Genomic DNA, 24413 nt, shown 5'->3' on the forward strand with positions numbered 1-24413 from the left:
GCAGAACAAGTTCAATCCCGAAGAGATTATCTGGAAGTTCTGAGTACTCCCCTTGAGCGACTTTCTCAGGCATTGAAAATCCTCTAAACCTCTTTTTCTTCTCCGTCTTCCTGGTAGACGACTTTGTAGAGGTCTCTTCTGCGGTCGTTCCAGTTTTGGACACTGCCGCTTTCTTTGTGGCGGCGGAGCATTTCCAGGTCCAGGTCGTGGATGATCATCGTTTCGATATTGGCGTTGCATTCCGCAGCGACCGCGTCTCGTGAGAACTCTGCATCCGCCGGGGTGAAGATGGCGGACTGGGCATAGTGAATGTCTGAGTTTTCGACGAACGGGAGGTTTCCTGTGCATCCCGAAACGGCGACGTAGAGATGGTTTTCCACACAGCGTGCCAGTGCGCAGTGTCGGATTCTCAGGTAGCCATGTTTCGTGTCGGTGTTGAACGGGACGAAAATTAATTGTGCCCCTTTCTGGGCTGCGATGCGGACCAGCTCGGGGAATTCGATGTCGTAACAGATGAGGATCGCGATGGTCCCGCAGTCGGTGTCGAAGACTTCAACCTTATTTCCGGGCGAGACGCCCCACCATTTTCGTTCACTCGGAGTGATGTGGAGCTTGTACTGTTTGCCAAGCGTTCCATCGCGTCGGAACAGATAGGAAATGTTGAAGAGCTCTCCCTGTTCGACGGCAAAGTGAGAACCACCGATAACATTGACGTCATACTTGACCGCCATCTCTGTGAAGAAGTCGAGGTATTGCGGTGTGAATTCAGAGAGTTGTCGAGCTGCCTGACCGGGACGTGAGGTGGGGACGCAGGAGAGTAATTGAGTTGTGAACAGCTCTGGAAAGAGAACGAAGTCGCATTTGTAGTCCGAGGCGACATCGATGAAAAATTCACACTGCTGTGCCATTTCGTCGAAGCTGCTGATGGGTCTCATTAGATATTGGACAGCAGCGATGCGGATCGGCTCGACAGGGTTGTGAAAACGACGCTTGGCCCCCTTTTGGTAGTCGAGGTTGAGCCATTCGAGAAACGTTGCGTAGCCACGCGAAGCTGTGTCGCTGGGGAAGTAATCGGAAATCAACCCGCGAAGTGAGAAGCCGTTCGAAATTTGTGCTGTCAGAACCGAATCAAATAGCGATTTGTCAACGATCGCTTCCACGTACTCCCGGGCTGTCATCTTGTCCGCGTGCTGTCCATAACCGGGAATTCGACCACCGATGATGATCCTGGCCAGGTTCTTCTTACGACAAAGTTCCTTTCTGCCATCATAAATTCGGCGAGAGAGTTTCAACCCGCGAAACTCGGGATCAACCATAATCTCGATTCCGTAGAGCGTATCTCCTTTGGGGTTGTGATTCCGGATGTATCCTTCGTCAGCAACTTTTGTCCAGTCGTGCCAGGACATCTCTGCGCGATAATCGAGCATGAGGCTGCTAGAAGAGGCTGCGAGTTTTCCGTCGATTTCGATGCAAATTTGTCCTTCAGGGAAGGTCGCAATTTGAGATTCAATCTGGTCTCGCTTCCACAACGTCATCCCGGGAAAACAACGTTCCTGCATCGCAATGAGGTCTTCGAAGTCGTCCATCGTCAACTGACGGAGGTTGATTTTCCACTCATATTCCTTGAGATCAATCGGTACCATGTCACATCCAGAGAAGATCAAATAAGGATAGGCTCTAACAAAACCTGAACATGCGATCGTTATTCCAGCGAATAACTTCGATTCCGGAAGTGATGTTAGCGGTTCTGAATCGTCGTTTTTGACGACACCGAATCGATTATACAAAAAATACGAATCCAACATCAGCGACCGAGAGGCTGATAATTTGCATGTTGAGGAAGATGTTTGAATTGATTCAAAATTGAACGCGGATTTTCGAGAAGCGGCTGAGAGGTTCGTTGAATAGTTGTTTCATACCGGGAGGGCCGGCGCAAATTCTTTCTCTCTATTTTTGGGCAAGTGCTTGGGAATCGAGTGAACCGAAGCGATATCAGATGAGTCGTTCAGGAATCTCAGGTGAGCGAAAAAGAGTTTCTGGCGAGTTCAGTTTTGCGACTTGACATCGGTCCGCACTGAAGCTTCTCGGAATATCCCCCTACAAAAAATTGCAGGAGTCTATAGAATCTAAGAAGTGGAATGAGAATATTTTGGAGTCCAACGCAAAGTTTTGCGTACAGGCAGCGTGAATGATTGCGAAGGATTTATGAGTCGGGGTTTAGGTTCGAACATTCGATTCAAGATTTGGATTTTAGGTCCCTTCGTCCTCGTCCCTGATTCATTGCCCCTTTGCTCAGCGGTCTCAGTTGCCCTGTGCAAAGAACGGGGTGCCAAAGTGATTGTTCAATACCAAAACAGCAACGAAATGAAGGTCACATAATGTCAGACGAAACAAGGTCAATCGACCATCCAAGAGGTCGTGCTATTGCAGTGTTGGATTCTGCTGAGCAAGGGAACGCTGCGAAGAAAGCGTTGATTCAGATAGGTGTGGAGGCTGACAGAATCTATGTCCTGAGTTCAAGCGAAGAGGCTGCCGACATTCACACCTCAGCCGATTGGTTTGCGGACACCGATGAGCTGGTTGAGCAGTATCAGAAAAAGTTAGCTGCTGGCGCCACGTTGATTTCTGCACCAGTGAAAAACTCCACTCAGCTCAAAGAGGTTCAGTCGATTTACTATTCAGCCGGCGCCCACATGATGACCCACTTCGGGACATTTGTGACAAGGTCCGTTGATTTAGATCAACCGGAACGAGAGCAACCCATCGATGACAAGTAAGCCTGAAATTCGGGTTTGTGAGCAGTTTGGAGTCAGGAGTATGGACAAGTTCTTTTCAGCACTTCTTGGCCCGTGAAGAACGCGTTTCATCAATAAAATTGCTGTTCGCCACGAGAGAGTACCTGTACACCAAATCGAAAGATGCTTTAAGAGGCAAAACGCGAAGACCAATCATTCCGTTGGATCAGAAGCCTTTTGCATTTCAAGAATATCCCGCAAAGACGTGGGCACATTATGTGAACCTATCCGGGGGATGGATGATCCGGATTCACATTCTTTCTTCAATTTCCGCCCGCATCATTCTGGTGCTGGAGCAATCATTCGATCAGGGAATTCGGCTCGCTTCGCACCTTCCGGACTCCGTTGATTTGAGCCATGATTCCGTTTGAAGCCGAGAGGAATGGCGAGGCCGTTAGTTCGTTTGAGTTCTTCGTAGAGTTGCTTGCGCATTCTCTTGACGATCGGTTGCATTGCTGGCTGAAAGATCAGGTTCTTTGTTTCTTGAGGGTCAGCTTTGATGTCGTAAAGTTCATCGATGTCGTACACACCTTGGTACTGAATCAGCTTGAAGTTGCTGTCGCGCAGGGCAAATGTCGTCGGTGTTTGAGGGAAGCTCGGTTCCCAGTAATATTCATAGAGAAACGTTTTGCGGGTGTTACTGAAATTCTCTGGCTCTTGTAACAGCGGTGCGAAACTCACGCCGTCGATCTCCTTCGGAATGGAGGAGTGACTGAGTTCCAGTACGGTTGGTGCCAGATCGATATTCGAGACGATCGCATCACATCTCTTTCCCCCGGCGACATACTTCGGAGCGAAGGCGAGCAGCGGAATCCGGATCGATTCTTCATACGCGCATCGCTTGTCGATGAGGCCATGCTCCCCCCACAAGTGACCACCATCACTGGTGAAAAAGATGATCGTGTTTTCTTCAAGCCCCTGCTCTTTTAACGACTTGCGGACTGCTGCGAGGCTCTCGTCAATTGAGAGGATCATCTCGCAATAATGCTTGTACATCTCCTCAATACTTTGGCCGGATCGCCCATGATAAGGAAACTCCACACCGTGCCAGCTATTGCGTTGATCGAGGACCCACATCGGTTTGTCGAGTCGGTTTGCCAAATTGTTCGCCATTGTTTGTGGCGGTCTCCAGGAAGCCTCTTTGTAGCGATCACGATGACGTGGAGCGGGGTCGTAAAGTCCGTGGACTCCTTTGTGTGACAGGTACAGCAGGAAAGGTTTCGCTTTGTCTTGTTGTGCCAGCCAGTCAATGGAATAGTCCGTCAATTCGTCTGTCATGTACTTCTTTCTGGCGACACGTTCTCCATTGACGTTGATCTTTTGTTTTTCGGGCTGATAGGTCCCCTGCCCTAAAAAACTGACCCAATGATCGAATCCGGGACGCGGGGCGTCGCTGGATCCTCCCATGTGCCACTTCCCGATGAATGCGGTTTCGTAACCATTCGTCTGTAAAATTTGAGGGAAAGTGATTGTCCCTTTTCGCATCAGATCGGCGTTGTCCACGACCTTATGGTTGTGCATGTACTGACCAGTCAGGAACGACGCTCGTGACGGAGAACATAATGACGTCGTGACGAACGCATTTGTAAACTGCATCCCCTCTTGAGCCATCTTGTCCAGAGCCGGCGTTTCGATAAAGGGGTGATCCATGAAACCAAAGGTGTCATACCGTAAATCATCGATGAGGATGACCACAAAATTGGGACGCGAAACTTCGCCAAGTGTTGGTTTTGCGGTAACACATTGAAGAAGAACCAGCGCAGCGGCGAGTGGGTAGAGTCGAGATTGCATGAAGAATTTCACAAGCAAGCCGAATCGTTTGGCGACGCACTTTCAGTGCGTCGCCAAAGTCATCGTTGAGTAAGATTGAAATACTTATTTCAGAATCTATTTCAGAATCTATTTCAGATTCATTGTCACGGTTTTGAGTTCCGTGTAATTGGCAAGTGCCGCTTCGCCAAGTTCTCGTCCAGTGCCAGACATTTTGAATCCCCCGAATGGAGCGGCTGCGTCGAAGACGTCGTAGCAGTTGATCCACACGGTTCCGGCTCGGACAGAACCTGCAATGCGATGAGCTTTCGCGACGTCCCTTGTCCAGACGGCGGCTGCGAGGCCGTAGAAAGTTTTATTCGACCGCTCAATGACCTCGTCGATATCACGGAATGGGAAGACGCTCAGAACAGGGCCGAATATTTCGTCGGTGGCGATGTCCATATCGTCGCTGACGTTGTCGAAGATGGTCGGCTGAATATAGAAGCCTTTGTCCCCTTCCTGAGCTCCGCCTGTGATACAGTTCGCGCCTGCTTGCTTGCCGCGCTCGATGTAGTCCATGATCTTGTTGAACTGATCCGCATCGATTTGTGGGCCTTGTGTGGTCGAGGTGTCAAACGGGTTGCCAAGTTTTCGTTCTTGAGCGCGTGAGACGAGTCGTTCCACGAATTTTTCGTGGATTGATTCTTCAACAAACAAACGGCTTCCCGCACAGCAGCACTGTCCTTGATTAAAGAACAATCCGAATTCTGATCCCTGGATCGCTGCGTCGATGTCACAATCGGAGAAGACGATGTTCGGTGACTTGCCACCGAGCTCGAAAGTGGTTCTTTTCAATGTTTGAGCAGCGTCAGCCATGATCCGCTGTGCTGTTTCGGTCGATCCGGTGAAGGCGATTTTGTCGACGTCAGGATGCTTGACGATGGCTGCTCCGGTGTCGCCGTATCCGGTGACAATATTAATGACTCCCGGTGGGAAGCCTGCCTCGGTTGCCAGTTCTGCCATCCGTAAGCAGGAGAGCGGAGTTTGCTCTGCCGGCTTCATCACAATGGTGCAGCCAGCTGCCAGTGCAGGAGCCCACTTCCAGGAGACCATTAACGCTGGGAAGTTCCAGGGGATAATTTGACCGCACACTCCCAGCGGTTCCCGGCGGGTGTAACAGAAATAGTCTCCACGAATCGGAATCGTGTCGCCAGTAATTTTGTCTGCCCAGCCAGCGTAGTAACGCAGGCAATCAATCACGAGCGGAATGTCCGCAGCCCGGGCATCGATGATCGGTTTCCCGTTGTCCAGAGTTTCTAACGCTGCGAGTTCTTCGGCGTTTTGTTCAATGAGATCCGCGAGTTTGTACAGCAGTCGTCCACGGTCTCGAGCATCCATTTTCGGCCACTCGCCCTCTTCGAACGCCTTCCTGGCCGCCTTGACTGCTCGGTCGACGTCCTCTGCATTCGCTTTGGCAACATCGGTGATTTTCTCTTCGGTTGCCGGGTGATAGGTTCCAAAAGTCTCCCCACTGACGGAGTCGCACCATTCTCCACCAATGAATAGTTGTGACTTACGAACTTTGGGAGTAGCAACGACGGATTCAGGGGATGCAGCGGGCGACATAAGAGCCTCCATGATGGATCAATAAACGAATAGGCCAGCGTTGATGATAAGTATCGCAGATTGTGGATACAATTTCACCTGCCGAGAATTGATCGGTCGACCATCGATCTGGTTGCTCTCATCTCGGTAAGATAATCGACGCTTGTGTTCGAATTGAGTGCGCTGGATTCAATTCCGCGACAGTCTTTTAAGGGCATATTCGCTTGAAGGTGTGCTGAATCGGCAATATTTGCTGGTTTTAACAGCTGTTCGGCTTTTCTTGCCGGTTTGGCATTGTAGCTGCATTATCAGATTGAATCAGGCAAATGGTTGCCTTCAAAAAAAACTCAATCAGAGGACAAGACAATGAAACGTTTCATCGCATTGACAGCAGTTGTTGCTACGTTGGGCTTGGCCGGAACGTCCGCTGAAGCTGGTGGAGTCCGGTTCTACTTAGGTGGCGGCAGCGGGTTCAATTCTGGATACCGTTCAAGTTATCCATCTTATGGCCACAACTACAATCGCGGTTATGGGAATAGTCATAGGGGGCATGGTGGCTACTATTGGCACAACACCGGACATTATGACTACCATCCAGGCGGATATGTTCCCCATGGAAACCACTACGATTACGTTCCCGGTCATTACGACTACCACAACACCGGGCACTGGGATCGTTACCGAGGACATGGTGGACATCATCACTAAGAAATTTCTCGAACAGTCGTGCAGAATCTGTCCGGTGGAGGTGAGCGTTTTCTCGGAGAGAATCGTTTCTTCATCGGTTCAGAAAGTACGACCTTCTACTCAGATTAATCACAAATTAAGCCGGGCAGTTAATCTGTCCGGCTTAATTTTTTGATTCAGTTCAATGACTGCAATTACTCGGCATCGAGCCAGTTGTCGCCGGTTTTGCAATCGACAATGATCGGGACACTTAAATCGAGTGCTGATTCCATTTCTTCGCGAGCCAGTTGGATGAGCGAATCGACCGCTGCTTCCGGGGCTTCGAAGACGAGTTCATCATGAATTTGCAGGAGCATTCTGGCGGGGTGTTCTTCTCGTTGCATCCGGTGATGAACGTTGATCATTGCTTGCTTAATTAAGTCAGCAGCTGAACCTTGGATCACGGTGTTGACCGCTGTTCTCTCAGGCGTGTTTAAGTTGCCCCAACGCTTTCCTCGAATTCCCGTGATCTCGCGTCTTCGTCCGAGAATGGTGGTCGCGTAGCCTTTCTCTTTCACATCATCGAGCGTCTGTTCCATGAAGGCTTGCACACCCGAATACTTCGTGAAGTAGTCCTCGATGAACTGAGCCGCTTCATCTTTCGGGATTCCCAAAGATGCAGCCAATCCAAATGATGACTGTCCGTAGATCACACCGAAGTTAACCGCTTTAGCAACGCGGCGCTGCGACGAGTCGACCTCCTCTTTCGAAACGCCATAGACCTGTGCGGCCACGGCTGTGTGAATATCGACACCGTCACGAAAGGCGCTACACATCTCGTCATCACCACAGAAGTGGGCGAGCATTCGCAATTCAATCTGAGAATAGTCGAGACAAATCAGCTTCCAGTCCGGCTCGGAAGGAATGAATGCTTTGCGGATCAATCGACCTTCTTCAGTTCGAACCGGAATGTTTTGCAAGTTCGGATCGCTGGAGCTCAGACGTCCGGTCGCTGCGGTTGTTTGGCTGAAGGAGGTATGAACTTTTCCCGTAAATTTATTGACCAGATTCGGGATCGCATCAAGGTAAGTTCCCTTCAACTTGGAGAGTTGACGGTGTTCGATAATTTTCGCAGGGAGCGGATGCTCGGATGCCAGCTTCTCCAAGACTTCCTGATCAGTACTGATGCCGGTTTTTGTTCGTTTGATGATCGGCAGATTCAGATCTTCGAAGAGGATTTTTGAGAGCTGTTTGGGAGAGTCGATGTTGAATTCGCTCCCGGCAGCTTCGTAGATTTCTCCCATCAGTTGTGAGAGTCGCAACGTGAGGTGATCGCTTTGCCGTTTCAGTTCATCGACGTCTACACGAATCCCGTTCCATTCCATTTCAGCAAGCACAGGAATCAACGGACGTTCGAGATTCCAATAGAGGTCCCACAAATCTTCTTCGTGGAGTTTTTCTTCGATCACCTCCGTTAGTTGCCAACAGACGTCGGCATCTTCACTGGCGTATTCGGCGGCGTCGTCGACATCGACTTCAAACATCTTCAGTTGCTTCTTGCCTTTTCCAATCAGGTTGCTGATCGGGATCATCTGGCGATGCAGATACTTCTTGGAGATGTCATCGAGACTGTGAGTTCGTGCCCCGGCGTCGAGCAGGTAATCGCCGACCATGCTGTCGAGACCCAGATTCGCAATCAGGACTCCGGCGCGTCTGAGGACGAGCATATCGTATTTAATATTCTGGTTGACGATAGTGCGCTGGTCGTCTTCAAGAATCGGCTTGATGGCTGTCAGAACCTCGGCAGGATCGAGAACAGCTGTCCCTTTGGGACCGTCGACAGGGATGTAAAATGATCGCCCACTCTCCCAGCAGAACGCCCAGCCAACAATATCTGCCTGTAACGGGTCGATGCTTGTCGTTTCGAGATCGACACAAAATTTCTCTTGATCTTTTAACTCACTGAGGAACTCTGCAAATTTGTCCTTGTCGTCGACTTTGGTCCATTCTCGTTTTGGTGAGCCGGTCTCTTCAATTTTTGTCTGGGCGAGTGCGGTTTCCATTTCGTTGGCGTAGCGACGAAATCCAAAATCGGTGAAGAGTTCAAGCAGTCGCTGGTGATCGGGCTTTGAGACACGGCACTCTTCCCAGGTCAACTCAATTGGGAGACTGATGTTCAACCGGACGAGTTCACGACTCATCAGTGCCTGTTCACGGTACGTTTTCAGATTCTCAGACAGTTTTTTCCCCGGAGCCTGATCGGCATTGTCGAGGACTTGTTCGAGTGTCTCAAATTTTTCGAGGAGTGCTTGCGCCTTCTTTGGTCCGACAAGTGGCACACCTGGCACATTGTCGACGCTGTCTCCTACCAACGATTGGAAATCGACCACCTGGTCTGGGCGCACACCCCAGTCATCCCAAAGGTTTTCTTCGTCATAGAGTTGCTTCTTGCGAATGCTGTAGATTTTGATTTTCGGGGCGAGAAGTTGCCGAATATCCTTGTCACTCGTCACCACGCGCACGTCGAAACCTTCGGCAGCAGCGCGAGTTGCCACTGTGGCGATCACATCGTCTGCTTCCCATCCCGGGTATGAGACAATCGGAATTCCAAACGCATCGACGACATCGAGAATGAGCGGGATCTGCGGTTGTAACTCATCAGGCATGGCGTCGCGATTCGCCTTGTAGTCTTCGTAAATTGCGACACGTTCCTGCGGCGTTTGCGACTCCATTGCACAGATGATGTGCGTAGGTGATTTCTCTTTCAGAAGGTGCTGAATGTCTCCGGTGAAGCCGAATACGGCATTCGTCGGTTGACCACGCGTGCCGGTCATCGGTTGCCGGATCGCGTGAAAGACCTGAAAAATCAGTGAGAACGTATCGACAATATAAAGCGTGTCCGCCATGGATGATCCGCGAATGGGTAAGTCTGTGAATGAATTCGAGTGTTGGTTTTCCCCGGTCGAAGATCGGGGGCCGGCCAAGTGAAAGCGGTCGCTGACCGGCGGTTCATGAAATTGTGAGAGAACTTAATGCTTCGCGGTTTTACTGGATGCGAGTTCCCGCATGAGTGCGATCTTTTTCTGGTAACGACTTTGAACAATATCGACAATGACCAGCACTGCGAGGACGAAGTAGAAGGTGGTTTTCGTCATCGCGTGGACTTCATAACTGAACAGCTTGATGTGAGCCAGATGCCCACCTTCCGAAATCAGCATCACCCCGACAATAAACAGGATGAATAAGCCGAGGACTTCGTACATGCGGTTTTTCTTGAGAAATTCAGCGACGTGATCAGCCAGGAAAATCATTAGAAGACCGCTCACGATAATTGCAACCGCCATAACGATGGTGTTGTCGGTCAGAGCCATCGCGCTGAGGATGGAATCGAACGAAAAGACCAGGTTCATGAGCACAATCCAGAAGATCGCTCCGTTGACCGAGCGTTTTGCATCAGATTGATGCTCTTCCAGATGTTCAATCGCCAGCATGTGGTTGATTTCTTTGACCGCTGTGTAAAGGATAAACCCACCACCCGCGATGGTAATCAGAGCGTGAAGGTTGAACTCTCCTTCGAAGACTTTCTTGATGTGGATCTCAAAAAACGGATCTTTGAAAGATTCGAGCATCTGAACGACGATGATCAACAGCAGAATTCTCAGGCCAATCGCTAGTCCGATTCCCAATTTACGGACATACCTTTGCTTGTCCTCCGGAACCCGTTTGGATTCAATCGAGATGTATAACAAATTGTCAAAACCCAAAACTGCCTGAAGCAGAATGAGCATGAGCAATGTCATGAAATTGCCAATGGTGAAAAGGTCCGCCATGGATGTTCTCAAACTCTGAATTTGTGAATAGATTCAATCGAAGTGAACCGTAGAATAGACAGTGCGGGCAGTTGTGGCTAGAAACTCACTTGGATGAAGAAAGAAGCTCTGGCTCATTAGTTACGGCAAGAACCCGTAGCCGGACACTTCAAGTGTCCGGCTACATTTTTGGACGTTCGAAACCGAGAAGATATTTTATGTCGCATGAACTGATTCAACTGAATACCCCTTACGGACGTGATGCACGGTTTCAGGGAGAAGTCCTGGGAAAACGGACACTGTTGCACTTTCAGCCCAAAGAGGACTTGCGGGATCTCGCAACCGGATTGCGGGAGTCACTGGCGAATCCATTGGAACTCCCGGAATTGAAACTTGCTTGTGTCCCGGGTGATCACGTTGTGATTGCCCTGGCAGAGGAAACACCGCGTGCCGATGCGGTCGTGGCGATGTTGTGGAAGCAGCTCGCTGCTGGGGGAATTCAACCGGAAGACTTACTGATCTTGAAGCCGGGAACATGGGGAGCCACCTCCTCCGTTGACCCTCGTTCGCTGTTGTCGAAAGAGCTGCAAGAGAAAATTCAGCTGAAACGTCACGATCCGACCGAAAAGGAAGTCTGTGGCTATCTCGCCTCGACTGCCTCTGGAGAACGGATTTATCTTGCCAAAGAGATTCTCGAAGCGGACCTCGTGATTCCTGTTGGACCGGCGGGCTTTGATCCTGTGCTGGGATATCGGGGAGAGGCAAGTGTCCTCTATCCCGCATTCTCCGAAACCAATGCGATTATGAAATCGATTGGGCATGGTCACGATGAGCTGTCACCTTCAGAGAGTCGTCCATTACGCCAGCAGGCTGAAGAAGTCGGCTGGCTGTTAGGGATTCAGTTTGTGATCAGCATCATTCCGGGGCGTGGAAAAGAAGTGCAGTCGATCTTTGTCGGTTCTGCAGATGCGGTGGCTCGTAATGTTCGTGCCGAGTTGAACTCGACATGTCGCATTGAGTTGGAGGAGCGAGCCGAGATGGTGCTCGTCGCTGTCGAAGAGACAACAACACCACAAACCTGGGAACAAGTGGCCCATGCGATTGACGTCGCTCGGCGAATTGTCTCTCGCGATGGCCGAATTGTTGTTCTTTCACAACTGACTCAAAAACGTGGACCGGGACTTGATATTCTGAAAGAAGCCCGCACGCCGAGTGAAGCTCTCAAGCCTATTCAAAATGTCAGCCCGCCAGATTTCCTCGCTGCCACTCGAATCGCGAAAGCGGTTGATTGGGCGAACGTCTACTTGCTCAGCGATTTGCCGGCAGAAGAAATCGAAGACCTGTTTATCATCCCGCTTGCATCGGAGTTGGAGGTTCAGAAACTTCTTCAGGGCGATGAAACAACTGTGATCATCGAGTCTGCTCAAAAAGTTTACGCAAGTTGCGAGTAAGACAACATCATGCAGTCATTCAGCCGGACACGTCGATGTGTCCGGCTTGATGATTGTTGCTGACAGGAATTAATTGAATTCGATATGAACTCTTTTACAACTCGGGTCTTCGTCAGTTGCTTCACCAACCTTGTCCACCGGATGCGTGTACAGATATTTCCAGACAGGCTCAAACAGGTATTCGCCATCGGCATTCTTCGGTGACGCTCCACCGGGGCCAACAGACGAGTGAGCTCGCTTGGGGTCTCCATTGACATCAGCAGAGGATATCAGTCGGCGTGTGTTTTGATATGGGGCTGCTTCGTCGTCCACATTGACGATGGGGCCGAACTCATGCATTCCCAAGAGCTCCCATGATCGGCAATAGTGATCCCCACTCCAACCACCATCGAGAACATGGCTGAATCCGAAGTAGCGGTTCGCTGGAGTTGCTGATCGGTTCGCTTGCCAGTCTTGATCCTGATCGCGTGGACCACAAAGCATGACGACACGATCCACTCGTTGATGTTTCGCAAAGCGAGCGGCGGTGGTAGAACCGTGAGAGCTTCCAGAGATGATCACTTTATCCCACTGAAGTCCTTTGCCGTCACTGCTGAGAAACTGTTCCCAGTTTCCTTGAGGGTTCTCTTTGGCAAGCCACTTTACAAACTGGAATGCACGCTCCGCCATTCCGTCAGGACGAGCGAGGTCGAGTTCATCGCTGAAGTCTTCCCCTGTCGCTGCTTCGAGTCTGACGTTCCCCCGCGCCTGTGCGTCTTTGGGTTGTGGTCGACAGAGAGTTCCAAACCATTTGTTGGCATAGCTGACTTGAATGGCATGCAAGCCGTAATTGTTAAGTCGTTCAAAGAGTCGATCGTTATGGCCCATGAGCCAGATGACCAGTTTTCCCTCCGGAGCGACGCGAGTGTCGACTGATGCGTTTTCGAGATCCTGTGGCTTCTGATCTGTCCCGAACTCGAATTTAATTTCAGGGTATTCTTTCGTTCTTGGATCAATTTTGCTGGCACGTGCCTGTAATTTGTATCGCTGAGGATTCGGGTCTTTGAATTTTTTCTGGACAGGAGAAGTTCGCTGATTCTGGTTTTTGGCGACTGCTTGATGAGCTGTCTTCTGCAAGAAAAGAGCGTACTCTTTGCCGAGCCCCTCAGGGTAATATTCGTTTCCGACACAACTTTCATTGAAGAGAGTTTCATACCAGACGCAAGCTCCCAGATACTCGCCCGCTGTGTTGGCATGATGGCCATCCATTCGCAAGACCCATTCCGGCTTTGTGCCCTTTTGCTTTCTCCACTGCCAACCAACATGCAGCGAATTCGCCTGGTCCGGAAGTTGAGGATGTTTGGCACTTTTTATGTCGAAGGATTGGTCAGGGCGATAACCAAATGCATTATCCGTATCTGCGATGTAAAACGCATCACCGACAGGAATGCGACGGACGCCAAGATCGGAAGCGATCGTCTTGTAAGCATGCGAGAGCATTTCGTACATCTCCGCTTGCGTCGCTGGTTCTTTTTCATCACTTGAAGGTTTCGTGAAACGTGGGTCGTCTACGCGATAAGCCCAAGTCTGATGAACGAGTAGTTCCGCACCGGGAGCATAGCGGCCAATGATGTTTTGTAGCTGCGAGGCAAACGGACGATAGTTCTCGATGTTGTGACTTTTGAAACTTGCCTGCTGAATGGTGACATAGTCCCAGTCGTCTGACTGTAAAGCCTGTTGCAGGCTCGACTTGTTTGAATACAAACCTGCCGCTGCTTGCGGATCTTTCTCATTGTTAAGTGCTTTGTTGGCGTGCAACTCCATCGAGGCACCACCCACAGTGACCGGTCGGTGAGTCAGTTGATGTCCGCCAGCTTTAACGAGATCGTCAAGATGGTTCGTCGCGTTTCTTGAAAAGCTGTTTCCAATTGTCAATAAGCGAACATGCTTTTGACTTAAAGATGCGTTCTGAATAGGGTTGGAAAGCCGTTGCTGCCCGTTTTCTGCTGATGCCGTCTGAGAAGTTTCGACGATACAAAAGATAAGACTCAAACAGACTCCGACTCTAAACAGAGGCGAAAATAACTTTAGCATTGGAAGTATTCTCCGCAGAAGGTAAGATTCTAATACGGCGAACGCGCCGTGATCCCACCCCAACAGACCCCGACAGATTCGATTTCACACACGATGACACAATCGTTCAATTGATATCACTCAATTGAGGTGAGATTAAACATCCTACCAAGACCGCCTGACATTCAAAACTCTGCGATGACTCGGCCTCGTTCCATTTGTCGTCCGATCCATTGCGATTGATGAATGCCACCTGCCAAAGTCGATTGTTGATGAATCATTCCTTTTCATACATCATTGCCATTCTCATTCCGATGACGGCTCTTACGTTCGGTCACGAATGTTACGCTCTGGAACCGCAGGCAAGCGTTCCTGGCGAATCTCATTTTGTGACGAACATCGTACCGTTCGTGAACGAATACTGTATAGATTGCCATAGCGGTGAAGGTGCCGAAGGTGGAGTCGATTTCGAGCGGTTCTCGAAGAGCTCAAAGATTCAGGAAGAATACGAACTTTGGGAGCATGTGCATCGACTCATCAAAGAGCAGCAGATGCCTCCATCTGATTCTGAACAGCCGACTTCAGCTCAGCTCGTTTCAATCCTTGATGCGATCAACCTGGAGTTAGCGAGTTTCGATTGTCATAAAGAAAAACATCCCGGGCGTGTGACTCTGCGACGACTGAATCGTGTCGAATACAACAACACCATCCGAGACCTTTTGGGATTAGATCTCGACCTTGCGAAAGACTTCCCAGCTGACGATGTCGGAAGCGGATTCGATAACATTGGGGACGTCCTCACGATCCCCCCTGTCCTGGTTGAAAAGTATCTTGCAGCCGCCGAAACAATCGCCAAGCACGCTTTCGAAAATCCTGAATTACGCAAGCGAATCGAAGTTCACACCGCGGAATCGGACGACAAAAAAGTTGAAGTTGCGATTCGTAACATTCGTGAATTCGCCGAACGTGCTTACCGTAGACCGCTTTCCGAGGATGAGGTTCAGCGCATTGCGGGCGTGATGAAGAGTGCAGCGCAACTGGATGGCGGCATTGACGAGATCTTCCAAACAGTCGTGACAGCAATCTTAACGAATCCAAATTTCCTCTTTCGAGTCGAGCAAGATCCGAAAGATGGCGAAGAGATTCGAACTTTGAACGACTTCGAACTGGCGTCTCGGCTCTCCTATTTTCTCTGGAGCAGTATGCCTGACGAAGAACTCTTTGCACTCGCCCGCAAAGGGGAGCTTTCGCATCCGGATGTCATATCTGCTCAGGTCACTCGGATGTTGAGTGATCCGAAATCGAGGGCACTGGTCAATAATTTTGCGGGGCAATGGTTGCAGCTTCGGGATGTTACTCAGCTGACTCCTGACTCCAAATCGTTTCCCAGTTTTAATGCGGACTTGCAGCGAGCAATGCGGAAAGAGACAGAGATCTTTTTCGAAAAACTCCTGCACGAGAATCGCAGCCTTCTGGAATTCCTCAATGCCGATTACACATACCTGAATGAAACTCTTGCCCATCACTATGGAGTTCAGGATGTAGAGGGTGATGAGTTTCGCAAAGTGAATCTTCCCGCCGGAAGGCGGGGCGTGCTGACACACGCAAGTATTTTAATGCTCACGTCAAATCCAACCCGAACTTCGCCGGTGAAACGCGGCAAATGGATTCTTGACAATATTCTGGCAGAACCCCCTCCCCCTCCTCCACCAGATGTGCCAGTTCTTGAAGAGGGAGGTGAGGCACTTGGATCGTTCCGAGAGCAACTCGAACAACACCGTGCAGACCCGTCCTGCGCATCATGTCATCGGACGATGGATGCGCTCGGTTTCGGGATGGAAAATTTCGATGCCATTGGAGCTTGGCGAGACCGCGAGGGACGCTTCGATATCGATGCTTCGGGACAAATGCCAGGCGGGCAAAATTTCGATGGAGCGTCCGAATTGATGGACATTCTTGTCGAAGAAAAGAAAACAGAGTTTAGCCGCTGTCTGACAAAAAAAATGCTGACCTACGCCCTCGGGCGAGGATTAGAATCGTATGACCGATGTGCTGTTAACAAAATTGTTGATGCCCTTGAAAGGGACGACTATCGGTTTCAAACACTGATCTTTGAAATTGTAATCAGCGAACCATTTACAATGCGAGAAGCAAGGAGATCTCAATGAGCCCGTTCACGACGAATCTTTCAAGACGAAACGTTTTACGCGGACTTGGTGTTTCGATGGCACTCCCCTTCATGGAGTCGATGACGTCACGCCCTCTCTTGGGAGCGAGCGCCCTGCCTGCTCCGCCGAAACGGATGGCCTTCATCTTTGTCCCGAACGGAGTCAATCTTGCCGATTGGACTCCACAACAGACTGGCTACGGTTTCGACTTACCTTCGATTCTACAACCACTGGCACAAGTTCAGGATGACCTTCTTGTGATCAGCGGATTGACACACGACAAGGGGCGAGCCAATGGAGATGGACCGGGTGATCACGCTCGAAGTGCTTCCGTGTTCCTGACCGGTGCTCAACCTCGTAAAACAGATGGAGCCAACATTCGTTCCGGAGTTTCGGTCGATCAGGCTGCTGCTCAGGCGGCGGGGCATCTCACACGATTGAGATCGCTGGAATTGGGATGTGAACCTGGACGAAGTGCCGGAAACTGTGATTCCGGTTACAGCTGTGCTTATTCCTCCAGCATTTCCTGGGGATCATCATCCACACCAAACGGGAAAGAGACGAACCCGAAACTGGTCTTCGAGCGACTCTTTAGCAACGGAAAGCAGCAAGAGACCGACAAAAACAAACTGCGTCGAGAAGCACTCAAGAAAAGCATTCTTGATTTCGTGAGTGACGATGCAAAGCGTTTACAGGCGAGTCTGGGAAGGAATGACCAGCGTAAACTCGATGAGTACCTGACAGGAGTTCGAGAAATCGAACGCCGGCTGGATCATGCGAGCAACGATCCTGCTCCAATCGTTGATCTTGATTACCCCGTCCCGGAAGGAACTCCAAAGGATTATGGCGAACACATTCGTTTAATGTGTGATATGATGGTCCTCGGTTTCCAGACGGACACCACTCGCATCGCCACTTGTATGTTCGCGAATGCCGGGAGTAACCGCAGTTACCAGAATCTCGATATTCCGAATGGTCACCACGCGTTATCTCACCACCGCGGCGATGACGAGAAGCTAACGAAGATCAGCAAAATCAACCAGTTCCATGTTGCGCAGTTGGCCTACTTGCTGAAGAAAATGAAAGCCACGCCAGATGGACATGGCAACTTGCTCGACAACTCCATGGTTTGTTACGGCAGCGGTCTCAGCGATGGGGATCGACACAACAACGAAAACTTGCCGGTTCTCCTTGCTGGTCATGGTGGTGGAACAATCACCCCCGGCCGACATTTAAGAATTCCGACCGAAACGCCAATGTGTAACCTGTTCATGTCAATGCTTGATCGATTCGGAACTCCGATTGATTATATTGGGGATAGCACTGGCAGACTCTCTGGTCTCGATATTTAATCGAGTCGTCATTTCAAGGCACTGAGAACTCGATTCGTGATAAAGAGCCTTTCGTATTGCGAAAGGCTGAAGCAGTGGTGTGTGACGTTCAGGGCAATCTTCTGGACGTTACCCGACAAAGTAGAACCAGTCCGAAAACCTCTGGAATAGCCACTTTCCTCAACGTTTGAGAGAGCAATTTCAAGTTTCAGGATCAGTTCTAATGAGTGCTTGTCGTGAAACCGATCACGCAAAATCCGTTTTAAGGATCTCACCGAAAACCTACCTCGAAGACGAAGAGGTGGCTCAGTGCACGAGAGGCCAAATTCAGGTTTTCAGATCAGTTCTAAGAAGTCCATGAAATGAACTCGAACATGCACACACGCAACTTGCACCCGGTAGAGCAGCCTACGGAATCGTCTTCGCTCTCAGCCTCTTGGCGAGAATTCTTTGACGTTCTGAAAGTGAGCTTCATGAGTACGAGAAGTATTAAGAATGCTTCAAACTGCTGTGTTCTCATGCTTCTCGGAATCTTCTTGTCTTGCCAGACACTTCAGGCTCAAGAAAATACTGCCGCTGATAGCCGTTCTGCCGATGAGCATACTGTCGAGGAACTTTCCCAGAGACTGACTGATGGAGAACTCGACGAACGTCGTGAAGCTGCGTATGAACTTGCAGCGTTGGGGGCAAAAGCAGAACCGGCTCTGCCCGCGTTGATCAAAGGTCTTCGAGAGAAAGACGGTCAAGTCTGGGTGCAATCGGCGACTGCTATTCAGCGTATCGGTCCGCCAGCCAGTGCAGCCGTTCCAGTGCTTGTTGAGAGCCTTAGTCATTATGCCGATCAAAGGCGATACCGAGCGGCCTGGGCCTTAGGGGCAATTGGCAAAGAGGCCATTCCTCCTCTTCGTGAAGCGATGAAAAGTCAGCAGGTTCGAGTCCGGGCCGGTGTGATGGATTCCTACGGTTGGATGAGCGATTCTGCGGCAGAAGTCGTTCCAGAGTTAACAGCAGCCTTGAAAGATAGTGACGCAACTGTACGTGAGCGAGCCGTCAGCGCACTGCTCCGCCTGGGACCAGCTGCTGAGGACGCATTGGTGCAGGCGATTCAACATGAACAGAAAGAAATTCGAGCCCTTGCTGCTCACGGTCTGGGAAAGATCAATGATTTGAACCCAGACAGCCAGGCGAAACTTCTCGCAGCGGCGAAAGATTCTGACGCAACGACGCGTGCCGCTGCCATTGTCGCGATTGCATCGGTCAACCTCCCTGAGGAAAATCGAACTCCCATTGTTCTGGCTGCTCTGAGTGACCAGGAAGCGACGGTCCGGAATAGTGCAGTGCTTGCTGTTGGACAACTGGGACCGAATGCAAAGGCGTTGATCCCATCGTTAAGGAAGATGCTGCAAGACGAGGACGCCTCACAGCGATCATCTGCTGCGGTTGCGTTAGGGGCCATGGGAGCAACTGGAGAAGTTGCGATTCCAGATTTAATCTCAGCATTGAAGCAACCGGGAAGCTCAACCGAGGTCGCGAAAGCTCTCAGTCGCATTGGAGTTCGAGCGGTTTCAGACATTCTCGCCGTGACTACAGAGCCCGATCAGCCTCTGGAGCAAATTGCTGCCGCACTGGCGGACATGGGGCCATCTGCTACACCAACTTTGATCAGTTCGTTAAATCACGAGAACGAAAACGTTCGAGCTAGTGCCGCACGTGCACTTGGACTGATGGGGACAACTCCCTCCTCAGCGGAATCTGCTCTTCGAAAGTTATTACAGGATGACTCCACCAGGGTTCGGCTTGCTGCTGCTGAAGCGATTGAAAATCTACAGAGACCAGATCAAGACACGGTCGCAGCACTTTATAAAATCTCTGTTGATTCGACTGCAGAGATTCGAGCTGCGAGCATCTCTGCACTTGCGAAGCATGAGAAGGACCCTTCCAAACTGGTCCCGGTAATTCGGACGGGACTGTCTGATCCTGCATCAGTCGTTCGCGCTGCCGGTATCGAAGTTGTTGGGACTCTCGGAGAGGCGGCGAAGTCGCTTCAACCCGAACTGATTCCTGCTCTCGATGATGAGGACGCAAGAGTCAGAGCGCTCGCTGGTGAAACGTTAGGATTGATCGGTTCTGCCTCCGATGAAGTGATTGCCAAGCTGATTCGAAATCTCAAAGATGCCGACCCAGGCGTCCGCCGATCTTCCGCATCGTCACTAGGAAATCTGAAACTCAAAGGGGACATCGTTGTAAGTGCGCTGATCCCTTTATTGAGTGATTCAGAGACTCTGGTTGTCCACGCAGCGATTGATGCCCTCGCTCAATTCGGAAAGTTAGCTTTGGACTCTAAGGCTGAGATTATCGCTTTACTTCAGCACGCAAATTCAGATTTACGAGCTGCTGCTGTTCGATGCCTGGCAGCCATCGAGGCAGATTCAAAAATCAGCGTCCCGATTTTTATTGAAGTTCTCAAGGACGAAGACTGGATCGTTCGCCGCGACGCAGCAACCGCATTAGGTAAAATTGGTCCACCTGCTAAAGATGCAGTCCCTGCCCTCTTTCAACTTCTCGATAGCGACGAGGACATTGCCGTTGCCAAAGGAGCACTCAAGTCGATCGACGCAGCCAGTCCAAACGCAATTCCTATTTTAATTGAAGGGATGCAGTCAGGAGATCCGCGGAAAAATTACTACGCTCTCTACCTCATTGGAAAGATCGGCCCGGAAGCCACCGAAGCTCTCCCCGTCCTCAAAAAACTACACGCCGAAACCGACAACAATCGCTTCAAGGAAATGGTCCAAAAAGCGATCGACCAGGTTGAGCCACCTGTTGAAGAGAAAAAGGGCAAGTAACGAAGGCTCGCCAGTCGGGACTGGCTATCATTTTCCGCGGTATGAGGGCCATTCGATTCTCTGGCCTTCATATCGGGGCCAGGTCCAAGCGGGCCAGGTGGGGCCTTCTTGTTGGACTTGAGTGTAAATCTCGGTCATGGCGGCGACCATTTTGTTGAGTTGCTGCGGGTTCGTTTTGCTCAGGTCTGTCGTTTCGTTGCGATCTTGCTTGAGGTTATAGAGTTCAAAGCCTTGCAGCTTGGCTGTTTTGAATTGTTGCATCTGCTGATCTGTGATGTCAGTTAAGTTCCCCTGGTCGTTGAGGTCCAGTTTCGAGAGGAGTTTCCAGTCACCGTCTCGGATGACGACTCTCGGGTCGGACTTTGCATAGTTAAACTGCCAGTAGAGTGGTTTCTCGCGAGTCACATTTTTTCCGTGGAAAACTGGCAGGACGCTCGTTCCATCAAGCACGCGATCAGTGGGGGGTGTGGTCCCTGCAACTTCACAGAGTGTCGGGAGGAAGTCGACTGCGCTGACAGGAACGTCACTGGTTGTTCCCGGTTTGACGTGTCCCGGCCAACGGACCAATCCCGGAACGCGGATTCCTCCTTCGTACAGGTGGCCTTTATATTTTCGCAGACCGTCCGTTGATCCGTGTGGATGAATGCGAGTCATGGCGGGACCGTTATCGCTGGTGAAGATGACCAGCGTGTTGTCTTCAAGGTTGAGGGTTTCCAGTTTTTTCATCAACCGGCCGAAGGCAGTGTCCATCTGTGTAATGTTTCCGTGGTGTGCCTCCAGACTCGGCTTGTCACCATTGCCGTACAGGGCTGCGTACTCTGGATCGGTGGCGATTGGTTCGTGCGGTTCGTGATAGCAAACGTACATAAAGAACGGTTTTTTCTCATCGCGGTGGTCGAGCCAATTGATAGCTTCGTCAGTGACGAGGTGTGACGCATACCCTTCAAGCGGACCAGCAGGAATTCCGTTCCGCACGAAGTTGTATGGGTTGCGGTGGTTGGGAAGTGCATTGTTCTGGGTCGCAAACCAATGGTCGAATCCCATGTCACTGGGTTGTGGCTGACCAGGAAGATTAAACCAACCGTTGAGATGCCATTTGCCAACCTGGCAAGTTTCGTATCCTGCATCTTTGAGTCGGTGTGCGATTGTGATTTCTGTCTCACGAACATGCATCGGAGAAAGAAACGGAATCCAGCTGTACACTCCGACACGCGATGGTGTCCGTCCTGTCATCAGTCCGGTTCTGGCTGGTGAACAGTTTGGGGCCGCTGCGTAGCAGTCGGTCAGCTTCAAGCCTTGCTTCGCGAACTTATCCAGGTGCGGTGTCTTGATGACATCATGCCCGTAGCATCCGATGTCCCCATAACCAAGATCATCGCAGAGGACGATTATGATGTTTGGCGGTGTCGTCTCTGCTGTGGCAATCGACTGCGTCGCTGCGAAAAAAAGAAGTGCAATGAATGTCGCTTTGCGGGGGCGGAAGTCTTTCACTGGAGCCTCTGAAGTTAAATGGCATCTCTGAAAGGGGCACAATTATACTGGTAGGATCGTAACGTTTCGTGATTTTGATTGTCACTCAAACAAAGCAAAATCGCATCTCACCACAGCAGTTCCGTCACGATCGCTGAATGGTTCGCATTCCGAGAGTTGGTTCTCGCGGGATGTTGTTTGCAAACGCATTGTACTTCAGTTGAACTTGAACACGGCGCCCGCACGGTTGGTCCAGCAACTCTTCGATTGTTTCTTTTGAGACCGGAAACGTGGTGATAAGGGAAAGCCTCTTTGAAGGTCTCTCTTCGATTCCGTAGATCAGCAGACCGTCGAGGTTCTCAGTGTTCGATGGATTGGGAAGTTGAGAATTGGGGAGAGGGAGAAGGTCGATGATGATGCGGATTTTGTCTGGTCCCTTGCCGAGTTCTTCCGTGATTCGATGGCATTTCAACCGGCGAAAATTGAATTTCAAGAGCTCAGAATCTACAAAACGTCGGTTGCGTCTAAGGCAAGAGATTTCAGCCGGTCGTCCACGAAAAAGAACTCTTCCCAGAAAGTAAGTCAGATTCAGAAGCAGAGTTCCGTCTGAAACAACAGGTGAAAAAGTAGGACGTTTCAAGCCCAAAGACTTTTCCAGATATGATTGAGTCCAGCGATCCCGTTTTCGTCCGTAGGGAGTTTCAATCAAGCTGAACAGGTAACCGTATGTATGCTGAATCCCGGCATGAAGCACGGGTGGCTGAAGAGGGGAGTTCGTGAGAGTGCCGAGCATCTCCAAGATCGGCGAGGCTACGATTTCTGTCCCGGTGTGATCATCGATGTTCCGGCTGAGTCCCCAGAGTTTTAAGAGCGGTAAACAGGTTCCCGAGCGGACGACTTGATCATGCAACTTAGGGCATTGTTCCCGCAATCTGATCACGGCCTGAGAAGTTGAGTCGTTCTGTTCGAGAATTTTATGGGTGAGCTCGTCCAGTTTTCGATTCCAGTCTCTCGTCATGAGTCGCGACTTCTCTTCATGCACAGGTTCATGCTCAGATGAAGAGGACGCTCTGGCGGAAAATCGAGTTCACCAAAATTCACCGACCTCATCGTGGAAAGCAATCACGTGAGGATTGTGAGCCACGAGGCCGGTCGGACCAATCTGGCTTACGGGACCCCTCCTGCGTATGTGTAACCATGAAGCTCAGCCTCCTCGTCTGAGCGGTTCGCTAGTAATGGTTCCTCCGCGAGAATATCGGATTTCGCAGTCAAGGCATAGAGCCCTCCGGCGGAGGCAGAGGTGAAGGCTGCGAATTTTATGAACTCTCTGCGAGAAACCTTTGATTCATCATCTGTCATCGTGCATTGCTCCAGACAACAAGGGGGATGAGCCTCACCTTATTGGTGAGGCTCAGGGGAGACGGTCAAGTTTATGTAGCGGTGTCGTTTCCAAGGAATTCGTAAATTCCTTTGATTGCCTTGTTGGCACCGGTCGACCGGACTCCGATTGTTTTTCGTGAATCGAAACCTTCTTCATCGATGCCGAAATCGAAAGACTGCTTTTTTGGCAGAGTGAAGATTATTTGTTCTTCAGCTGAGTCGCTTGGATCTTTTCGAGCAACGATTTCAATATCCTCATCTCCAGAGTTGAGGATTCGATACAGCAAATACGGTGAGGCTCCAAGGTCACGGATGTCAATGATCTGGTGAAACTCATTCGGAGTCCCGCTGGCACGTCTGTTAAATCTGCCACTGCGGATTGGTTTGCTGTCAGTGACGATGTCATAAATCGCTTCAGCCAGTATTGCGGTTGTACTGTTCGTACTGATTTTGACATTCCCTTCCACAACAATATCGAGTGACTGTTTTGAAGGGACAACAACTGCTGCGTTCGAGCCATTCTTCAATTTGAATGGGACCTTACCCGAATTGAAAACACGGTATAGCGTTCTGTCTCGCCCGAAAATGATCGTTGCAGCTGATGTTGAATTCGACATCTCCAAACTGAAACGGCCGTTACGGACATCTCTGGATGATTCGACAAAGTCATACATCCCTTGAGCTGTTTCACCCGCACCCACTACGAGAATGAGCTCTCCTTTGTCCGGTCTGAGTTCAAAGTCAATTGAGTTTTTAGCTTCGACCGTCTTTTGACCGCCACCCAAGTTCTGCTTCAATTGAAATGGCTTCTCACCCGAATTGAAAAAACGGTAGACAGACCGAGTTTTGTGGTGGATGAGTACGGACTCTGCGCTGTTTGTGGTTGTGTTTTTGATTTTGAAACGACCACTTCGGACTGCCATATTTTTCTCCCAGTCAGTAAGAATTCAGAATTCGAATTTGGCAGCCATCTCAAGTGTTATCACTGAGCGTGAACAGCATAGATGGCGGCCCGCTTGACCCAAATTACCTAAGTTGAGGGGCCAGTTGCAATAGAATATCTGTATTTGGTTATGCGTTTATGGGAG

At 50.3% G+C, this 24413-nt stretch carries 16 protein-coding genes; 6 read left to right on the top strand and 10 right to left on the bottom strand.

Features of this window, described 5'->3' with window-relative positions; translation table 11 throughout:
• Window positions 1–83 precede the first annotated feature (83 nt).
• Entirely contained in the window at window positions 84–1643 is a 1560-nt protein-coding gene (locus ACN0YR_RS10835; RefSeq protein ID WP_417849234.1) for a nitrilase-related carbon-nitrogen hydrolase, read from the bottom strand.
• Between the two features lie 735 nt (window positions 1644–2378).
• On the opposite strand from ACN0YR_RS10835, the gene ACN0YR_RS10840 reads away from it, so the two are divergent.
• A complete protein-coding gene (locus ACN0YR_RS10840) occupies window positions 2379–2777 on the top strand; it encodes a hypothetical protein (protein ID WP_417849235.1) in 399 nt (132 codons plus the stop codon).
• A gap of 297 nt (window positions 2778–3074) precedes the next feature.
• On the opposite strand, the gene ACN0YR_RS10845 is transcribed toward ACN0YR_RS10840, so the two are convergent.
• Together ACN0YR_RS10845 and ACN0YR_RS10850 are read right to left on the bottom strand one after the other, a co-directional pair.
• Complete coding sequence (locus ACN0YR_RS10845; protein WP_417849236.1) at window positions 3075–4586, bottom strand: sulfatase; 1512 nt, start codon at window positions 4584–4586, stop codon at window positions 3075–3077.
• Window positions 4587–4694: 108 nt separating this feature from the next.
• A complete protein-coding gene (locus ACN0YR_RS10850) occupies window positions 4695–6173 on the bottom strand; it encodes an aldehyde dehydrogenase family protein (protein ID WP_417849237.1) in 1479 nt (492 codons plus the stop codon).
• A 345-nt stretch (window positions 6174–6518) separates the two neighbouring features.
• Between ACN0YR_RS10850 and ACN0YR_RS10855 the strand changes: the two genes are divergently transcribed.
• Complete coding sequence (locus ACN0YR_RS10855; RefSeq protein WP_417849238.1) at window positions 6519–6860, top strand: hypothetical protein; 342 nt, start codon at window positions 6519–6521, stop codon at window positions 6858–6860.
• Window positions 6861–7033: 173 nt separating this feature from the next.
• On the opposite strand, the gene polA is transcribed toward ACN0YR_RS10855, so the two are convergent.
• The gene (polA, locus tag ACN0YR_RS10860; protein WP_417849239.1) at window positions 7034–9724 is read right to left on the bottom strand and encodes a DNA polymerase I; all 2691 of its coding nucleotides are present in this window, start codon (window positions 9722–9724) and stop codon (window positions 7034–7036) included.
• Between the two features lie 123 nt (window positions 9725–9847).
• On the bottom strand, window positions 9848–10648 hold the full coding sequence (locus tag ACN0YR_RS10865; RefSeq protein WP_417849240.1) for a TerC family protein: 801 nt from the start codon (window positions 10646–10648) through the stop codon (window positions 9848–9850).
• Between the two features lie 197 nt (window positions 10649–10845).
• Here ACN0YR_RS10865 and ACN0YR_RS10870 point away from each other — a divergent pair, with 197 nt between their 5' ends.
• Window positions 10846–12078: a lactate racemase domain-containing protein gene (locus ACN0YR_RS10870; RefSeq protein ID WP_417849241.1), complete on the top strand. Its 1233-nt coding sequence runs from the start codon at window positions 10846–10848 to the stop codon at window positions 12076–12078.
• Between the two features lie 69 nt (window positions 12079–12147).
• Here the strand turns inward: ACN0YR_RS10870 and ACN0YR_RS10875 are convergent, their stop codons facing one another.
• A complete protein-coding gene (locus ACN0YR_RS10875) occupies window positions 12148–14151 on the bottom strand; it encodes a BPSS1187 family protein (protein ID WP_417849242.1) in 2004 nt (667 codons plus the stop codon).
• Window positions 14152–14402: 251 nt separating this feature from the next.
• Here ACN0YR_RS10875 and ACN0YR_RS10880 point away from each other — a divergent pair, with 251 nt between their 5' ends.
• The 3 genes from ACN0YR_RS10880 to ACN0YR_RS10890 all read left to right on the top strand — a co-directional run bounded on the left by ACN0YR_RS10880 (window position 14403) and on the right by ACN0YR_RS10890 (window position 20475).
• Window positions 14403–16298, top strand: coding sequence for a DUF1592 domain-containing protein (locus ACN0YR_RS10880; RefSeq protein WP_417849243.1), 1896 nt, complete (start codon window positions 14403–14405; stop codon window positions 16296–16298).
• Window positions 16295–17650, top strand: a complete 1356-nt coding sequence (locus ACN0YR_RS10885) for a DUF1552 domain-containing protein (RefSeq protein ID WP_417849244.1) — start codon at window positions 16295–16297, stop codon at window positions 17648–17650. The genes ACN0YR_RS10880 and ACN0YR_RS10885 overlap by 4 nt, the downstream gene beginning before the upstream one ends.
• Before the next feature lie 452 nt (window positions 17651–18102).
• Window positions 18103–20475 (top strand): HEAT repeat domain-containing protein, encoded by a 2373-nt coding sequence (locus ACN0YR_RS10890; RefSeq protein WP_417849245.1) that lies wholly within the window; start codon window positions 18103–18105, stop codon window positions 20473–20475.
• 27 nt (window positions 20476–20502) lie between these two features.
• Here the strand turns inward: ACN0YR_RS10890 and ACN0YR_RS10895 are convergent, their stop codons facing one another.
• From ACN0YR_RS10895 to ACN0YR_RS10910, 4 genes are all read right to left on the bottom strand, one after another.
• Window positions 20503–21966: a sulfatase gene (locus ACN0YR_RS10895; protein ID WP_417849246.1), complete on the bottom strand. Its 1464-nt coding sequence runs from the start codon at window positions 21964–21966 to the stop codon at window positions 20503–20505.
• Window positions 21967–22090: 124 nt separating this feature from the next.
• On the bottom strand, window positions 22091–22963 hold the full coding sequence (locus ACN0YR_RS10900) for a hypothetical protein (RefSeq protein ID WP_417849247.1): 873 nt from the start codon (window positions 22961–22963) through the stop codon (window positions 22091–22093).
• A 149-nt stretch (window positions 22964–23112) separates the two neighbouring features.
• Entirely contained in the window at window positions 23113–23304 is a 192-nt protein-coding gene (locus ACN0YR_RS10905) for a twin-arginine translocation signal domain-containing protein (protein WP_417849248.1), read from the bottom strand.
• Window positions 23305–23375: 71 nt separating this feature from the next.
• Window positions 23376–24248, bottom strand: a complete 873-nt coding sequence (locus ACN0YR_RS10910; protein ID WP_417849249.1) for a hypothetical protein — start codon at window positions 24246–24248, stop codon at window positions 23376–23378.
• Window positions 24249–24413 lie beyond the last annotated feature (165 nt).

Source organism: Thalassoglobus sp., assembly GCF_048270125.1.
In the GTDB taxonomy this organism is placed as follows: Bacteria; Planctomycetota; Planctomycetia; order Planctomycetales; family Planctomycetaceae; genus Thalassoglobus.

What these genes read in the sequence shown, in the direction of transcription:
- ACN0YR_RS10835 (WP_417849234.1), bottom strand. Translation starts at nt 1,643, where the DNA reads ATGGTACCGATTGATCTCAAGGAATATGAGTGGAAAATCAACCTCCGT.
- ACN0YR_RS10840 (WP_417849235.1), top strand. Translation starts at nt 2,379, where the DNA reads ATGTCAGACGAAACAAGGTCAATCGACCATCCAAGAGGTCGTGCTATT.
- ACN0YR_RS10845 (WP_417849236.1), bottom strand. Translation starts at nt 4,586, where the DNA reads ATGCAATCTCGACTCTACCCACTCGCCGCTGCGCTGGTTCTTCTTCAA.
- ACN0YR_RS10850 (WP_417849237.1), bottom strand. Translation starts at nt 6,173, where the DNA reads ATGTCGCCCGCTGCATCCCCTGAATCCGTCGTTGCTACTCCCAAAGTT.
- ACN0YR_RS10855 (WP_417849238.1), top strand. Translation starts at nt 6,519, where the DNA reads ATGAAACGTTTCATCGCATTGACAGCAGTTGTTGCTACGTTGGGCTTG.
- polA (WP_417849239.1), bottom strand. Translation starts at nt 9,724, where the DNA reads ATGGCGGACACGCTTTATATTGTCGATACGTTCTCACTGATTTTTCAG.
- ACN0YR_RS10865 (WP_417849240.1), bottom strand. Translation starts at nt 10,648, where the DNA reads ATGGCGGACCTTTTCACCATTGGCAATTTCATGACATTGCTCATGCTC.
- ACN0YR_RS10870 (WP_417849241.1), top strand. Translation starts at nt 10,846, where the DNA reads ATGTCGCATGAACTGATTCAACTGAATACCCCTTACGGACGTGATGCA.
- ACN0YR_RS10875 (WP_417849242.1), bottom strand. Translation starts at nt 14,151, where the DNA reads ATGCTAAAGTTATTTTCGCCTCTGTTTAGAGTCGGAGTCTGTTTGAGT.
- ACN0YR_RS10880 (WP_417849243.1), top strand. Translation starts at nt 14,403, where the DNA reads ATGAATCATTCCTTTTCATACATCATTGCCATTCTCATTCCGATGACG.
- ACN0YR_RS10885 (WP_417849244.1), top strand. Translation starts at nt 16,295, where the DNA reads ATGAGCCCGTTCACGACGAATCTTTCAAGACGAAACGTTTTACGCGGA.
- ACN0YR_RS10890 (WP_417849245.1), top strand. Translation starts at nt 18,103, where the DNA reads ATGAGTACGAGAAGTATTAAGAATGCTTCAAACTGCTGTGTTCTCATG.
- ACN0YR_RS10900 (WP_417849247.1), bottom strand. Translation starts at nt 22,963, where the DNA reads ATGACGAGAGACTGGAATCGAAAACTGGACGAGCTCACCCATAAAATT.
- ACN0YR_RS10905 (WP_417849248.1), bottom strand. Translation starts at nt 23,304, where the DNA reads ATGACAGATGATGAATCAAAGGTTTCTCGCAGAGAGTTCATAAAATTC.
- ACN0YR_RS10910 (WP_417849249.1), bottom strand. Translation starts at nt 24,248, where the DNA reads ATGGCAGTCCGAAGTGGTCGTTTCAAAATCAAAAACACAACCACAAAC.